The sequence below is a fragment of the Methylorubrum sp. POS3 genome (genome assembly GCF_043352485.1).
Lineage (GTDB): Bacteria > Pseudomonadota > Alphaproteobacteria > Rhizobiales > Beijerinckiaceae > Methylobacterium > Methylobacterium suomiense.
In genome coordinates, this window is the sequence record NZ_JAPRBT010000001.1 from 4,382,008 (window position 1) to 4,397,378 (window position 15,371).

General features: G+C 67.8%; 16 protein-coding genes. 12 read left to right on the forward strand and 4 right to left on the reverse strand.

Annotated features, from left to right (window positions below):
* Window positions 1-112: 112 nt before the first annotated feature.
* Together rpsA and mutY are read right to left on the reverse strand one after the other, a co-directional pair.
* The gene (rpsA, locus tag OWC43_RS20280) at window positions 113-1,825 is read right to left on the reverse strand and encodes a 30S ribosomal protein S1 (RefSeq protein WP_137831229.1); all 1,713 of its coding nucleotides are present in this window, start codon (window positions 1,823-1,825) and stop codon (window positions 113-115) included.
* 359 nt (window positions 1,826-2,184) lie between these two features.
* Complete coding sequence (gene mutY / locus OWC43_RS20285) at window positions 2,185-3,405, reverse strand: A/G-specific adenine glycosylase (RefSeq protein WP_393958056.1); 1,221 nt, start codon at window positions 3,403-3,405, stop codon at window positions 2,185-2,187.
* Window positions 3,406-3,671: 266 nt separating this feature from the next.
* On the opposite strand from mutY, the gene OWC43_RS20290 reads away from it, so the two are divergent.
* The 12 genes from OWC43_RS20290 (at window position 3,672) to OWC43_RS20345 (ending at window position 13,325) form a co-directional block, all read left to right on the forward strand.
* Window positions 3,672-4,151: a DUF721 domain-containing protein gene (locus OWC43_RS20290; RefSeq protein ID WP_137831227.1), complete on the forward strand. Its 480-nt coding sequence runs from the start codon at window positions 3,672-3,674 to the stop codon at window positions 4,149-4,151.
* Between the two features lie 144 nt (window positions 4,152-4,295).
* Complete coding sequence (locus tag OWC43_RS20295) at window positions 4,296-4,949, forward strand: DsbA family protein (RefSeq protein WP_137831226.1); 654 nt, start codon at window positions 4,296-4,298, stop codon at window positions 4,947-4,949.
* A gap of 165 nt (window positions 4,950-5,114) precedes the next feature.
* Window positions 5,115-5,492, forward strand: coding sequence for an AtpZ/AtpI family protein (locus OWC43_RS20300; protein WP_137831225.1), 378 nt, complete (start codon window positions 5,115-5,117; stop codon window positions 5,490-5,492).
* Window positions 5,493-5,579: 87 nt separating this feature from the next.
* The gene (locus OWC43_RS20305) at window positions 5,580-6,335 is read left to right on the forward strand and encodes a F0F1 ATP synthase subunit A (RefSeq protein WP_137831224.1); all 756 of its coding nucleotides are present in this window, start codon (window positions 5,580-5,582) and stop codon (window positions 6,333-6,335) included.
* 57 nt (window positions 6,336-6,392) lie between these two features.
* Entirely contained in the window at window positions 6,393-6,620 is a 228-nt protein-coding gene (locus OWC43_RS20310; protein ID WP_012455237.1) for a F0F1 ATP synthase subunit C, read from the forward strand.
* Window positions 6,621-6,736: 116 nt separating this feature from the next.
* Window positions 6,737-7,339 carry a F0F1 ATP synthase subunit B gene (locus OWC43_RS20315; RefSeq protein WP_137831223.1) on the forward strand — a complete coding sequence of 201 codons (603 nt, stop codon included), beginning with the start codon at window positions 6,737-6,739 and terminating at the stop codon, window positions 7,337-7,339.
* 94 nt (window positions 7,340-7,433) lie between these two features.
* A complete protein-coding gene (locus OWC43_RS20320; protein WP_393958604.1) occupies window positions 7,434-7,919 on the forward strand; it encodes an ATP F0F1 synthase subunit B in 486 nt (161 codons plus the stop codon).
* A gap of 245 nt (window positions 7,920-8,164) precedes the next feature.
* The gene (glyA, locus tag OWC43_RS20325; protein WP_137831221.1) at window positions 8,165-9,469 is read left to right on the forward strand and encodes a serine hydroxymethyltransferase; all 1,305 of its coding nucleotides are present in this window, start codon (window positions 8,165-8,167) and stop codon (window positions 9,467-9,469) included.
* A 157-nt stretch (window positions 9,470-9,626) separates the two neighbouring features.
* Entirely contained in the window at window positions 9,627-10,178 is a 552-nt protein-coding gene (gene nrdR, locus OWC43_RS20330; protein ID WP_137831220.1) for a transcriptional regulator NrdR, read from the forward strand.
* A gap of 44 nt (window positions 10,179-10,222) precedes the next feature.
* Entirely contained in the window at window positions 10,223-11,299 is a 1,077-nt protein-coding gene (ribD, locus tag OWC43_RS20335; RefSeq protein WP_393958605.1) for a bifunctional diaminohydroxyphosphoribosylaminopyrimidine deaminase/5-amino-6-(5-phosphoribosylamino)uracil reductase RibD, read from the forward strand.
* 1 nt (window position 11,300) lies between these two features.
* Window positions 11,301-11,939, forward strand: coding sequence for a riboflavin synthase (locus OWC43_RS20340; RefSeq protein ID WP_393958057.1), 639 nt, complete (start codon window positions 11,301-11,303; stop codon window positions 11,937-11,939).
* Window positions 11,940-12,059: 120 nt separating this feature from the next.
* On the forward strand, window positions 12,060-13,325 hold the full coding sequence (locus tag OWC43_RS20345) for a hypothetical protein (protein WP_393958058.1): 1,266 nt from the start codon (window positions 12,060-12,062) through the stop codon (window positions 13,323-13,325).
* On the opposite strand, the gene OWC43_RS20350 is transcribed toward OWC43_RS20345, so the two are convergent.
* Complete coding sequence (locus OWC43_RS20350; RefSeq protein ID WP_393958060.1) at window positions 13,313-13,747, reverse strand: GtrA family protein; 435 nt, start codon at window positions 13,745-13,747, stop codon at window positions 13,313-13,315. The genes OWC43_RS20345 and OWC43_RS20350 overlap by 13 nt on opposite strands.
* A complete protein-coding gene (locus tag OWC43_RS20355; protein WP_393958061.1) occupies window positions 13,747-15,267 on the reverse strand; it encodes a UbiA family prenyltransferase in 1,521 nt (506 codons plus the stop codon). Before OWC43_RS20355 ends, OWC43_RS20350 begins: the two co-directional genes overlap by 1 nt.
* Window positions 15,268-15,371: the final 104 nt, after the last annotated feature.

A 15,371-nucleotide genomic window follows, 5' to 3' on the forward strand; every position in this document is an offset into this window, starting at 1 on the left:
GGCGGACAACGCAAACGGAAACGGCCCGAAAAGCGAAGCTTTTCGGGCCGTTGGTACGGGACGTCGCGTGAGCCGAAGGCTTCCCCGGGCCGATGGCCCGGGGCGCTTCGCCTTACTCTTCGTCGCCGCCCTTCTTCTTGTTGAAGGCGGCACCGAGGATGTCGCCGAGCGAGGCACCCGAATCGGCCGAGCCGAACTGGGCCATCGCTTCCTTCTCCTCGGCGACTTCGAGGGCCTTGATCGAGACCTGCACGCGGCGGGCCTTGCGGTCGAACTGCACCACGCGGGCATCGACCTTCTCACCGGCGGCGAACCGCTCGGGGCGCTGGTCGGCACGGTCGCGGGCGAGCTCGGCGCGACGGATGAAGGTCTGCATGTCGGTGTCGACGAGCTTCACTTCGAGGCCCGAATCCTTCACCTCGACGATCTCGCAGGTGACGATCTGGCCCTTCTTGATCTCGCCGGCCTCCGCGAAGGGATCGCCGCCGAGCTGCTTCACGCCGAGCGAGATGCGCTCCTTCTCGACATCGACGTCGAGAACCTGGGCGCGCACGATATCGCCCTTCTTGTACTCCTCGATCACCTGCTCGCCGGGACGGTTCCAGTCGAGATCCGACAGGTGAACCATGCCGTCGACATCGCCCTCAAGGCCGATGAACAGGCCGAACTCGGTCTTGTTCTTGACCTCGCCCTCGACCTCGGAGCCGACCGGGTGCTTCTCGGCGAAGGCGTCCCAGGGGTTCTGCAGGGTCTGCTTGAGGCCGAGCGAGATGCGGCGCTTGACCGAATCGACTTCCAGGATCTGCACCTCGACCTCCTGAGAGGTGGAGACGATCTTGCCCGGATGGACGTTCTTTTTGGTCCAGCTCATCTCGGAGACGTGGATCAGGCCTTCGATGCCCGGCTCCAGCTCCACGAAGGCGCCGTAATCGGTGATGTTGGTCACGCGGCCCTTGAGCTTGGCACCCTCCGGGTAGCGGGCGGCGATGCCCTCCCACGGATCGGCGAGCAGCTGCTTGATGCCGAGCGAGATGCGGTGCGTCTCGTGGTTGATCTTGATGATCTTGACCTTCACCGTCTGGCCGATGGTCACGACCTCGGACGGGTGGTTCACGCGGCGCCATGCCATGTCGGTGACGTGCAGCAGGCCGTCGATGCCGCCGAGATCGACGAAGGCGCCGTACTCGGTGATGTTCTTGACGACGCCGTCGATGACCTGACCTTCCTCAAGGTTGGCCACCAGCTCAGAACGCTGCTCGGCGCGGCTTTCCTCGAGAACGGTGCGGCGCGACACGACGATGTTGCCGCGGCGGCGATCCATCTTGAGGATCTGGAACGGCTGGGGCGTGCCGAGCAGCGGGGTCACGTCGCGCACCGGGCGGATATCGACCTGCGAACGCGGCAGGAACGCCACGGCGCCGTCGAGATCGACGGTGTAGCCGCCCTTGACCTGGTTGAAGATCGTGCCGGTCACGCGCTCGTTGGCCTCGAAGGCCTTCTCAAGCTTGACCCAGCTCTCCTCGCGGCGCGCCTTGTCGCGCGAGATGACGGCCTCGCCGAGCGCGTTCTCGATGCGGTCGACATAGACCTCGACCTCGTCGCCGACGGCCAGATCGCCGTCGCGGCCGGGGCCGTTGAACTCCTTGAGGGCGACGCGACCTTCGGTCTTGGCGCCGATGTCGATGACGGCGACGTCCTTCTCGATCGCGACGACGCGACCCTTGACGACCGAACCCTCGGTGATCTCGTGATTGAGGAAGCTCTCCTCAAGCAAGCTCGCGAAATCTTCGCGGCTCGGCTGGAAAACGTTCAGACCAGCGGACATTCTCTCTCCTAGATGGCCTCCCGCGGGAGGCCGCGTCGACGGCAAGCGTGGCAAGGACCCCCGTCATCGCCGGCCGCCGGATGGAACGATCCGGCCGAGCCAACCTCCTCTCGGAGGGCCGACGCATGCTGAAACAAGCGATGGTCGAGGGCCGACATCCCCGGCTGAAACGAAAGACGGATCGGGGTGCGCAGGGCACCGCGATCCTGACGGTTCCGAAAGGGAAATCGGCGGGACGGATAACCGATCCGGCGCCTGGGCGCAACGCCGGGTTGGCCTGCTCCTGCCGTGCTCCCGCGGATCGGCATGCACGCGCGCGATCCGAGGTCCCGGTCGGGGCGGCACCACTGGTTCTTCGCTCAGCGCGTCTTGAGGGGCTTGGGCGCCTTCTTGACGATCCGCGCCAGGTCGGACGGCCGGGATGAGGGCGGCTTGGGCAGCGGTCCGCGACGCTTGACCGGTTCAGGCTCGGGCGGGGTGGCGAGATCCGGTTCTCGCGGGGGTGGCACCGATGCCGTGGTGACCGGGGCCGGGCCGGTCAGCGCATGGGCCAGCACCTTCTTCATCGCCCCAGGCAACGGCTCCGTATCGAGCTTCTCGCGGGGCGTGAAGCGCATGCCGTCCGGGGCCACCGTGCCCGCCGCGACGCGGGCGAAGAACACCGTCAGTTCCAGCGGGAAATGCGTGAAGCCGTGCTTCACGACGCCCGGAAGACGCTTCCATCGGGCATCCAGCGGTGCGTCGAGCAGGCCCTTGGCCGGATCGTAATCGGGCAGCCATGGACTGCCCGGCGGTTCCGCCATGGCCCCGAGCAGACCTTCCGCCGGTCGCGTGCGCAGGAGGATCGCCTCGTCGCCGGCCCTGAGGGCGACGAAGGCGGCGCCCTTGCGCAAGGTCCCCTTCTCCTTCTTCACCTTGCGCGGAAAGGTCTCCTGCAAACCTTCGGCGCGGGCGTGGCAGGGGCGCATCCACGGGCACAGTGCGCAAGCGGGGCGTCGCGGCGTGCAGAGCGTCGCCCCGAGATCCATCACGGCTTGCGCGAAATCCCCCGGTCGGTCGTGCGGCACGAGCGCTTGCGTGAGCGCGCGGATCTGCGGACGGGCGGCGGGCAACGGCGTCTCGATCGCGTGGAGGCGCGTCATCACCCGCTCGACATTGCCATCGACCGCCGCCGCGGGGCGATTGAAGGCGATGGCCGCGATGGCGCCTGCCGTGTAGGCGCCGATGCCGGGGAGCTTGCGCAGGCCCTCCTCGGTATCGGGGAAGCGTCCGGCTGTGGCCACCGCCTTGGCGCAGGCATGGAGATTACGCGCTCGGGAATAGTAGCCGAGCCCGGCCCAGGCGGACATCACCGACTCTTCCGGAGCGGCGGCGAGCGCATCGACGCTGGGAAAGAGCGTCAGGAACTTCTCGAAATACGGTTTGACCGCCGCGACCGTCGTCTGCTGCAGCATCACTTCCGACAGCCAGACGCGGTAGGGGTCGGAACGCTGTCCCGGCAGGGCGCGCCAGGGCAGCGCGCGGCGGTGCCGGTCGTACCAGGCGAGCAGGTCGTCGGCCGAGGCGGCGGGCGCGGACATGGCGCGAACCCATAGCCGGGCCGCGCCGACCGCAAAAGCGGTGGGGCTCTCCACCGGGACGACAAAAATCCGCGACGCACCGTCTTTCCGGAAGAATCGGCGGCTCGCCGAGCAGGACGCCGGGCTCGCGTCGTGATCGGCGCGCGAACTGCAATTCGAGAGGAACCGGTAGGGAAGATCGGTCACACAGGCGTCCCGGCCCCGCGCGACTCCCGACGCGCACGACCTTGGGCTACAATCCCGTTCCCTCACCCACCGGATCTCCGATGGCGCGCGCGAAACCCCTGGCCGAATTGATCGGTGACTGTGTCGGTCCCGCCTTCGCCGCGCAGGGGTTCGCCTCGGCGGACATCCTGGCGGTCTGGCCTGGCATCGTCGGGTCGCGCCTCGCGGATGCCTGCCAGCCGGTCAAGCTCGAATGGCCCCGCCGCGCCCGCCGCGACGCCGAGGGGCGTCCGGAGCCCGGCACCCTGGTGGTTCGGGTGGAGGGCGCCTTCGCTCTCGAACTCCAGCATCTCGCCCCGGTGGTGATCGAGCGGGTCAATGCGCATTACGGCTGGGCCTGTATCGGCAAGATCGTGCTCCGGCAGGACCGCCTGCGCCGGCCCCTCCGCCGCCGACCGGTCCCACCCTTGGATCCCGCCCGGCGCGGCGAGGTGGCCTTGGCGGTCTCGCGCATCGAGCACGATCCCCTGCGCGACGCCCTGGACCGGCTCGGCATCGCCGTGGTGGCCGGACGCACCTGAGACCGGGGCTGCCTCGCGCGCGCTCGCCGTGGTAAGGGGCGCTCGACCCGTGCGGCGACGCGTCCGCGGCCCGTGCGACGCCGTTCCGCCTATACCTCGCATGTCCCGGGCCCGGATTGGGCCCCCAAGGAGCCCGTCCCTGCCATGATCACCCGGCGCGACGCCCTCAAGACCACCGGTCTCGCCCTCGGCGCGGCCATCCTCATGCCCCGCCTCATTGCCGATGCGGTGGCGCAATCGGCGGACACGGCCGCCCTGATGCAGCCAGGTCCGCTCGGCGACGTCTGGCTCGGGCCGGCGGATGCCAAGTGCACGATCATCGAGTACGCCTCGCTGACCTGCTCGCACTGCGCCCATTTCCACGCGACCACGTATCCGGTCCTGAAGGAGCGCTACATCGATACGGGCAAGGTGCGCTTCACGCTCCGCGAGTTCCCGCTCGACCCGCTGTCGACGGCGGCCTTCATGCTCGCCCGCTGCGACGGGAACGACAAGTATTACCCGATCTCCGATCTCTTGTTCGATCAGCAGCAGAACTGGGCCTTCGTGCGTAAGCCGCAGTCTCCGGTCGATGCCCTCGAGCAGATCGTGCGGCAGGCGGGCTTCTCGAAAGAGAAGTTCGAAGCCTGCTTGAAGGATCAGAACACCTACGCGGCCATCAATGCGGTGAAGACCCGCGGCCTCGAAACCTTCAAGGTCGATTCCACACCGACGTTCTTCATCAACGGCACCAAGCATAACGGCGCGTTGTCGATCGAAGAGATGGAGAAGATCATCAAGCCGATCATCGGCGCGTAGCCGATCGGCCTCGAAAAGGTGCGGAAAAACTCGGATTGCTATGAAAAATCAACGGCTTAAGCTGAGCCAGCCGTGCCTTGACTCGTCAGGATGGCGAAACTATGGTGCGCCGCGCCGAGGGGGCGAGCCTTTTCCCTCCGCTCCCGACGACATGTGGGGTCGCCCGTGAGCGGCGATCCTTCAGGCAGCGGGAGTGGGCCGGGTGGGGCTCCCGACGACGGCGATCTCTCCGCGAGGCTCAGACGTCTCGAGACGCAGCTCGAGGGCAGGCGGCCGAAAGCCGCTCCCGGCGGGCCTGCGCGCAACGGTGCGCCCGGTGGATCGGCTCCGCTCGGGCAGGCCATGCGCCTCTCGACCGAGTTCATCGCGGGCGTGATCGCCGGAGGAATTCTCGGATACCTGTTCGATCATCTTCTGGGCACCAAGCCCTGGGGAATGATCGTGTTGCTGATGCTCGGTTTCGTGACCGGTATCTACAACGTCATGCGGGTGAGCGGCTTCAGCGGCCAGAAAGCTGAGAAAGATCGACCGGAAGGGTCTTGAGACTCGCCCGGCATCGTGTAAGGGCGACGCGCAACACGGGAGCCGCCAGGCGCCCGGCGCGACTCGAAGAAGGGCGGAAGCGAGCACATGGCGGTCAGTGTCGACCCGATCCACCAGTTCGAGCTGCAGCCGCTCGTCTCGCTGGGGCATATCGGCAACCAGCAGATCGCGTTCACGCAATCGGCTCTCTACATGTTCGTTGCGGTGGGCATCATCGCGCTCCTCACCATCGTAGCCACCTCGGGCCGCTCCGTGGTGCCGGGTCGCCTGCAGGCTTTGGCCGAGACCCTCTACGAATTTATCGCCGATACGGTTCACCAGGCGACCGGCGCCGAGGGCAAGCGCTTCCTGCCCCTGGTGTTCTCTCTCTTCATGTTCGTGCTCATCCTGAACCTGCTCGGGATGATCCCCTACGCCTTCGCGGTGACGAGCCATCTGATCGTCACCTTCGGCCTCGCCCTGGTGGTCATCCTCACCGTGGTGATCTACGGCGTCGCCAAGCACGGCACCCACTTCCTCGGCGTGTTCGTCCCGTCGGGCGTGCCGAAGCCGCTGCTCCTCATCATGGTGCCGATCGAGATCGTGTCGTTCCTGTCGCGTCCGATCAGCCTCTCGGTGCGTCTCTTCGCCAACATCCTGGCCGGTCACATCGCGCTGAAGATCTTTGCCTTCTTCGTGGTCCAGCTGCTGGTGGCCGGCGCCTGGGGCGTGCTCTCGCCCCTGCCGCTCGCGCTGACCATCGCGCTGACGGCTCTCGAGTTCCTCGTCGCGGCCCTCCAGGCTTACGTCTTCGCGACGCTCACGGCGGTCTATCTCGCCGACGCCCTTCACCCCGGCCACTGATCCTCATCGGTCGGACCCTTCCCCCGAGAACCCTCGTTCGAACCTCAGGAGTGTTTCATGGATCCCGTCGCTGCGAAGTACATCGGCGCCGGCCTCGCCTGCCTTGGCATGGCGGGCGCCAGCATCGGCCTCGGCAACCTGTTCGGCCAGTTCTACTCGGGCGCCCTGCGCAACCCGTCGGCCGCCGATAGCCAGCGCACCAACCTCCTCCTCGGCTTCGCGCTCACCGAGGCGCTGGGCATCTTCTCGCTGCTCGTCGCCCTGCTGCTGCTCTTCGCCGTCTGACGCGTCGATTATCGGGGGAGCGGGAGGTCGCGCCTTCAGCCGATCTTCCCTCCCCCGCTCGCTGATCCGGCCGCTCCGCCCGCGGAGCCGGCCTTCCGACGTCACCGGACAGGGCCATGGCCGAGAAGAATCCCCTCACGACCCCCTCCCCGAATGCGGATACGAAGATCGTTCCGCCCGGGAGCACCCAGACCCATACCGAGCATGCGCCCGGCGGGCACGGCGCGGCCTTCCCGCCCTTCGAGAGCCATACCTTTCTCTCGCAGCTGATCTGGCTCGCTCTGGCCTTCGGCCTGCTCTACTACCTCATGTCCAAGGTGGCGCTGCCCCGCATCGAGGCGATCCTCAACGACCGCTCGAACCGGCTGTCCGCCGATCTCGACCAGGCGCAACGCATGAAGGCCGAGGCCGACGCCGCCGGCGCCGCCTACGAGAAGTCCCTCCGCGAGGCGCAGGCCAAGGCTCAGGGCATCGCTCAGGACACCCGCAATACCCTTTCGGCGGAAGCCGATGCCAAGCGCAAGACGCTCGAGGCCGAGCTGAACCAGCGGTTGGCCGCCTCCGACGCCACGATCCGCGCCCGCACCGCCGAGGCGATGGGCAATGTCCGCTCCATCGCCGGCGAGACCGCCTCCGCGATCGTCGAGCGGCTGACCGGTCAGGCGCCCGATCCGGCGACCCTGAACCGGGCCCTCGACGCCACGCCCGCGCTGAACTGATCCCGAGGGCCGGCCATGGTGCCGGCCCCGCTCGACGAACCGGACCCGGGCCGACGCGCCGGGACAGGCCGACCAAGGGTTTGAGACCGACATGCTGTTGACCGCAGAATTCTGGGTCGCCGTCGCCTTCGTGGCGTTCCTGGCCATCGTGTGGAAGGTCGGTGGCTTCGGCATGATGACCGGCGGGCTCGACACCCGCGCCAAGCGCGTGCGTCACGAACTCGACGAGGCGCGCCGCCTTCGGGAAGAGGCCGCCGCCGTTCTCGACGACTACAAGCGTCGTCGCGCCCAGGCCGAGAAGGATGCCGAGGCGATCGTGGCAGGCGCCCGCGAGGAGGCCGAGCGCCTCGCGGCCGAGGGTCAAGCCCGTCTGAACGATTTCGTCGCCCGCCGCACCAAGTCCGCCGAATCCAAGATCGCGCAGGCGGAAGTCCAGGCCGCCGCTCAGGTCCGTGCCGCCGCAGCCGATGCCGCCGTGAGGGTTTCGGAGACGATCTTCCGCGAGCGGCTCCAGGGGTCTGCCGCACAGGATCTGCTCCGTGCCAGCCTCGGCGACGTGAAGAGCCGCCTTTCCGCCTGAACCGTCTCGCAAGAATCCGTTTCGGCGAACGCCCGGCCCGGTGCCGGGCGTTTTGCTGCGTGCAAGAACCTATGCGGTGCTGCATTCGATGACGCTCCCGTGAAAATTTTTGACGGAAGTCGCAAAATCAGCTGCGCTTGGCCTGTCATGCTCCGCCGTGTAGGAATGGACTCGAAAAACACCCCCGTGCATGCCGACGACAAACGGGCGGGTTTAATCAGGAAACATCAGAAGAGGCTCCTCACATGAGCGCCGGTACCGCGACCGACCACACCGCCCTCGATACGTTCTTCTCTGCCAACCTTGCCCAGACCGATCCCGAGATCGCCAAGGCAGTCGCCCAGGAACTCGGCCGCCAGCAGCACGAGATCGAGCTGATCGCCTCCGAGAACATCGTCTCGCGGGCCGTGCTCGAGGCGCAGGGCTCGGTGCTGACCAACAAGTACGCGGAAGGCTATCCGGGCCGCCGCTACTATGGTGGCTGCCAATTCGTCGACATTGCCGAGGAACTGGCGATCGACCGCGCCAAGCGCCTGTTCGATTGCGGCTTCGCCAACGTGCAGCCGAATTCGGGCTCGCAGGCCAACCAGGGCGTATTCATGGCCCTGATGCAGCCGGGCGATACGTTCCTCGGTCTCGACCTCGCCGCCGGTGGTCACCTCACGCACGGCGCCCCGCCGAACGTGTCGGGCAAGTGGTTCAAGCCGGTTTCCTACACCGTGCGCCGCGACGATCAGCGCATCGATATGGAGCAGGTCGCTCAGCTCGCTCAGGAGCACAAGCCGAAGGTCATCATCGCGGGCGGCTCCGGCTATCCGCGTCACTGGGATTTCGCCAAGTTCCGTGAGATCGCCGATTCCGTCGGCGCCTACTTCATGGTCGACATGGCCCATTTCGCCGGCCTCGTCGCCGCCGGTCTGCACCCGTCGCCGTTCCCCCACGCCCATGTCGCCACCACGACGACGCACAAGACCCTGCGCGGTCCGCGCGGCGGCATGATCCTGACGAACGACGAGGCCCTGGCCAAGAAGTTCAACTCGGCGATCTTCCCCGGCCTGCAGGGCGGCCCGCTGATGCACGTCATCGCCGGCAAGGCCGTGGCCTTCGGCGAGGCCCTGAAGCCCGAGTTCAAGATCTACGCCAAGCAGGTGATCGACAACGCCAAGGCGCTGGCCGATACCCTCATCTCCGGCGGCTACGACATCACCTCGGGCGGCACCGACAACCACCTGATGCTGGTGGATCTGCAGCGGAAGGGTCTCACCGGCAAGGCGGCGGAAGCCGCGCTGTCGCGGGCCGACATCACCTGCAACAAGAACGGCGTTCCGTTCGACTCGCAGAAGCCGACGATCACCTCCGGCATCCGCCTCGGCACCCCGGCCAGCACCACCCGCGGCTTCGGCGTCGCGGAATTCAAGCAGGTCGGCTCGCTCATCGTCGAGGTGCTCGACGGTTTGGGGGCCAAGGGTGATGGTGGCGACGCGGCGGTGGAAGCGGCCGTGAAGCAGAAGGTCCACGCCCTCACGGACCGCTTCCCGATCTACCAGTAATCGTTTCCGGCAACGGATGACGGCGCGGCCGCGGATCCTAGCGATCCGCGGCCGCTCTCGTTTGCGATGAGACATTCTCATCCTGGCAATCCGGTCCTGGCTGGGGCACAGAGGCGTCCCGGACGACCGGGAGAGAGCAAGGGTTCGAAGACGCGCGATGCGATGTCCGTTCTGCGGGGGTCCCGACACGCAGGTGAAGGATTCGCGGCCGAGCGAGGATTCCGCGGCCATCCGCCGTCGTCGCATCTGCCCGGATTGCGGCGGGCGCTTCACGACGTTTGAGCGGGTGCAATTGCGCGAACTCACCGTGCTCAAGCGGTCCGGCAAGCGGATGCCGTTCGACCGGGACAAGCTGCAACGCTCGATCGATGTGGCTCTGCGGAAGCGGCCGGTCGAGCCCGAGCGGATCGAGCGTCTCGTCTCGGGCGTTGTCCGTCGCCTGGAGAGCACCGGTGACGGCGAGGTCACCAGCGAAGCCATCGGCGAGGCGGTGATGGAAGGGCTCAAGGGCCTCGACGACGTGGCCTATGTGCGCTTCGCCTCCGTCTACAAGAATTTTCGCGAAGCCCAGGACTTCCAGGATCTCCTTGGGACCCTGGGGGGGCGTCTTGCCGGTGAAGGCGACCCGGTCGCCGATGCCGCCCCGGTCGAGGGGACGCCGGAGGCTGTGGCGGCTCCGCGTCGCCGTTCGGCGCGGGCGCGAAGTTGACGAGGTCGGCTGTGAGCGCGACGCACGCCCTGGACCACCGCGCGATGCGCCTCGCCCTGGCCCTCGGGCGCCGCCATCTCGGTCTGACATGGCCGAACCCCAGCGTCGGTGCCGTCGTGGTCGCGGATGGCCGCATCGTCGGCCAAGCGGCGACCGCGCCGGGCGGTCGCCCGCATGCGGAGCCGCTGGCCATCGCCATGGCGGGCGAGGCGGCGCGGGGGGCCACACTCTACGTCACCCTCGAGCCTTGCTCGCATCACGGCCGGACGCCGCCCTGCACCGACGCGACCATCCGCGCGGGCATCGCTCGCGTCGTCACCGCAATGGAGGATCCGGACCCGCGGGTCTCGGGCCGCGGTCATGCCCTGTTGCGGGAGGCCGGGATCACGGTCGAAACGGGGCTGCTGCGGGACGAGGCGCTTCGGGATCATCGCGGTCATGTTTCCCGCATCACGCGCGGGCGTCCGAGCGTGCATCTCAAGCTCGCCCGGACCCGCGACGGGTTCGCGGCCCCCCCGGGCGGCGATCGGCTGAAGATCACCGGCGCAATCGCCGATGGCGCCGTGCATCTCTGGCGGGCCCATGCCGATGCCATCATGGTCGGGATCGGCACGGCGCGGGCCGACAACCCGTCGCTGACGGTGCGCTTGCCGGGCCTATCAGACCGGTCGCCGATCCGGATCGTCCTGGACTCGACGCTCCGGCTGACGCCATCCACACATCTGGTGCGCGGCGCCCGCGATATTCCGACCCTCGTCGTCACCGGTCCCAACAGCCCGGCCCATGCGCGGCGCATGCTCACCTCGTTCGGCGTCGAGCTTCTGCCCGTCGCCGCCGATGCCAATGGGCGGATCGATCTGCGCGCGGCGCTCATCGCCCTGGCCGAGACCGGATTGACGCGGATCTGTAGCGAGGGCGGGCCCGCGCTTGCGGACGCCCTCGCCGCGCACGATCTCGTCGATGCCTGCACGCTCATCACGGGCCCGATCGATCTCGGAGGCGCGGGTGGCCTGCCGGCGATCGGACCGAGCCTCGCCCGCCGCCTGGCCGAAGGCACGCTGCGCCAAGTCGAAGCGCAGGCCTATGGCGAGGACGAGGCGATCACCTACGAGAGGCACTGAGATGTTCACCGGGCTCGTCACGGATGTCGGCCGCGTCGTCTCGATCGACGGCACGGATCGGCTGCGGCGCATCGTGATCGAGAGCGCCTACGATCCCGCCGGCATCGCGCTCGGGGCTTCCATCGCCTGTTCCGGCCCCTGTCTGACCGCCGTGACGATCGAACCGCACGGCACGGGATGCCGGTTCGCCGTCGATGCCGCCGCCGAGACGCTCGCCCGTACCACCGTCGGAGCGTGGCGCGACGGCACCCGGGTCAATCTCGAGCGCTCGCTCAAGCTCGGCGACGAGATGGGCGGCCATCTCGTCACCGGCCATGTCGACGGCGTGGCCGAGATCGTGGCACGTGAGACCGTGACCGGAGAGGACAACCCCTGGGGGGCGAGCGAGCGCTTCACGCTCCGCGCCCCGGCCGCGCTTGCCGGGTTCATTGCCGAGAAGGGCTCAGTCTGCCTCGATGGCACCTCGCTCACCGTCAATTCGGTCGCCGGCAGAGACTTCTCCGTGCTGCTGATCCCGCACAGCCTCTCGGTGACGACCTGGGAAGAGCGTCGGGCCGGGGACCGGGTCAATCTCGAAGTCGATTTGATCGCCCGCTACGCCGCGCGCCTTGCCGAAGCGCGCGGATTGACCCGCGCCTGACCGAAGATACCCGCGGTCGGCGGTTCCGCCCCGCTACGGTCGTGGGCAGCACGGTGAATCGTCCTTAACCCTTCGTCACGAAAGCTGACTTCCGCGATTCGCGAGCGAAGGGCAGCGGCGATGACGGCGAACGGGTTCGAGGCGCGGCGCGACCGGCTACTGGCCGTGATGACCGGCCTCGCCGGGGCGACTCTTCTGGCCCTGATCCTCCTGCGCGGCGCCTTGCGTGATCCCGGCCTCAATTCGCACGGCGCGCTGGCCGACGCGTTCCTGCACGGGCGGCTCTGGATCGAGACCTGCCCGGAGATCGACTGCGCGCTGTTTCAGGGGCGGACCTACGTCATCTTTCCCCCGCTGCCGGCGGTTCTGGCGATGCCGTTCGTGGCCGTATTCGGCTTTCCCGGCTTCAAGGGCTTCGTTGTCCTGGGACTCGCACTGAGCGCACTCAGTCTGCTGGTCTGGCGCGCGATCCTGCGCGGTCTCGGCCTGTCTCGGAGCGACACGCTATGGCTCCTCGCCGCTCTCGCCTTCGCGAGCCCCCTCTACCAAGTCACTTTGCGCGCCGACGGTGTCTGGTTCTACGCGCAGGCGGTGGGCTTCCTGATGGTCAGCCTCAGCCTCTGGGCCGCGATCTGCCGGGCTTCGCTGCCGCTCGCCGGGCTTTTCATCGGCCTTGCTTTCCTGTGCCGGCAGATGGCGATCTTCTACCCGCTGTTTCTCCTCTTCCTGTGCCTCCCGAGGGAGCGACCGCTTCTGAGCGGTCTTACAGGATTGGCGAAGCCGGTGATCCTCGCCGCGATACCGGTCGCCGCGGCGCTGGCGGTCTATTTCGCCTACAACATCGCCCGCTTCGGAAGTCCGACCGAGACCGGCTACGCCTTCATCAACAATCCGGATCAGACCACCTTCATCTGGCGGCGCATCAGCGAGACGGGTCTGTTATCCCGCGACTATCTGCTGTTCAACACGCTCTACCTGTTCCTGCAGGGCTTCCATTTCGAATTCGGAGGTCCGCAGCTCACGGCGCTCACCGGCTTCGACAAAGCCGGAACGGCTCTTCTGGTGACGAGCCCCTGGGTTCTGTTGGCCTTCTACGCCAAGGTCGATCGGGTCTTCCTCGCCGGCGCGGCGGTGATTGCGACCATCGCCGGCATCACCCTCTTCTACCATTCGAACGGCGCCGAGCAGATCGCGACCCAGCGCTACGCCCTCGACTGGTTGCCGATCCTGATCGTCCTGATGGCGAGGCCGCATTCGCGCGCAGGGGACGGGCAGGGCTCCGGAACGGGACGCCCGGCGGCTTTCGCGGCGCTGCCGCTCCTCGTCACCTGGGGCGTGACCGCGAACCTCGCCGTCCTCGCGGTGCTGTCGGTCTACAGGGTCTGAGGCTCGCCCGACCGCGCCGAGAAGGTCAGGAGGCGGTGGCCGAGATAGTTCGCCCCTGCCCCCACCGCGATGCCGACCCCATGGCTGAAGGCTTCGACCAGGGCGAGCGGCACCTGCGGCAGCAATGGTGTCAGCCCGGCTACGAGGCCGGCGCTGACGGTCAGCACCACACCGGCGCCCGCCATGTTCACCGCGACGAACACCGCGAGTTGTCCACGCAGCGAGCCGCCGCGCGCGCCATGGAACACGAAGCGGCGGTAGAGCCAGAAGCCCGCGGCCATGCCGATCACGTAGGCGAGGAGCAGGGCCGCCTCGAACGGCATGACGAGCGACAGGAGGATGCGCGCGATCCAGTTGAGCGCCGCGGCCAAGCCCCCGGCGAGCAGGAAGCGAAGGATTTCGCGGTTCTGCGCGAGCCGCATCAAAGCCCCCAGGCCGGCAAAAGACCCTGGGGCAATCCGAAGGCGGCGATGCCGAAAGCGAGGCCGGCGATCCCGGCCAGAGCAAGGCTCGGGCGGTCCTTCACGGCGAAGGCAACCGGATCGTCGTGCAGCTCGTCGCGGCCGGCCAGCAACCAGACCCGGCCCATGAACAGGACCAGGACCATCGGGAACATCCAGAGTGCGAGGGGCGCCGCCAAAGCCGCGTGCCGAAACGCCTCGTTGGCGAGGTAGAGAATGAAGATGACGATGCTGGCGAGCCCCGCCGCGATCCCGAAGGCCAGCACGACCGGCTCGTCCGCGCTCTGATAGCCGCGCCCGGAGAGCTTGCCGAAGCGCCCGCGCTTGGCTGCTCCGCGCAGTTCGGTATGGCGCTTCGCGAAGGACAGGGAGGTGAAAAGGAACATCGAGAAGGTCAGGAGCCAGGGTGACCACGCCACGGCGATCGCCGCGACGCCCACGGCAATGCGCAGGGTGAACAGGCTGCCGAGGGTCAGCGCATCGAGCATCGGCACGCGCTTGAGCCAAGCGGAGTAGGTCAGCGTCAGCGCCAGATAGGCGAGAACACCGGCGAGGACCGCCGCGCCCGCCGCGAACGCGACGGCCAGGCCGCCTGCCAGTCCGAGGATGAGGGCGGCAATGCCCGTGGCCAGCGGCAGACGTCCGCTCGCCAGCGGACGCTCGCGCTTCGACCAATGGGCTCGATCATGCGGCAGATCGAGCAGGTCATTGAGGAGATAGCTCGCCGAGGCGACGAGGCCGAGCGCGAGGAAGGCCGCCAGAGCCAACCCCCAGGCGGCCGGGTCGCCCGCCCTGCCACCGAGGACGAGGGGCAGGAAGACGAGGCCGTTCTTGGCCCATTGATGCAGCCGCAAACCCTTGACCAGGGCGCGGACTCGCGAAGCGGCGGGAAACTCCTGCATCGGCTTGCCGAGGGCCCGCGCCGCAAGCGTCACCCTGGTCGGCGTTTCCACCGCGATCACCGCCCGCGCCCTGGCCCAGACCGGGAGGTCGGCAGCGGCGTTGCCGGCGTAATCGAAGCCTTGCGGGTAGAGGGCGGCGAGTTGCAGGGCCTTGGCCTCGCCCCTCAGATTACGGATCCCGTCGCTCGCCACCACGCGGTCGAAGACCGGAAACGCCTGCATCACCTTGAGAGCCATCAGCGCGTCGGCGGCGGTGGCGAGGACGATCTCACGGCCCGTCGCTCGCTCGGCCTCGATATGCGCGAGCAATTCCGCGTGGGCCGGCATCGTCGCGATGTCGAGAGTGGCTCGCTCGGCGACCTTCCGCTTGAAGAAGGCGCGCCCCCGCGGCAGCCACAGGAGCATGGCGAAGACCATGAACAGGTTGCGCCGAAGGATCGAGACGGCGCCTTCGAGCAGCAGGTCGGTGCGCAGCAGCGTGCCGTCGAGATCGATCACCAATGGGACGGGCCGTACGCTGGGCGCGGATACCGGAGTGGGGGTGGGAAGTTCCGCCCGTCGAACGCTCGCGAAGCCCATGCCGATCGCCTGTGCCGAAGGCGCAGCCGCCGCGCGACCGCCGTCTCGTGGCTGGAGCTTCCGACAATCAGAACTTCATTTCGGTTAAATCAGAGACGGAACAA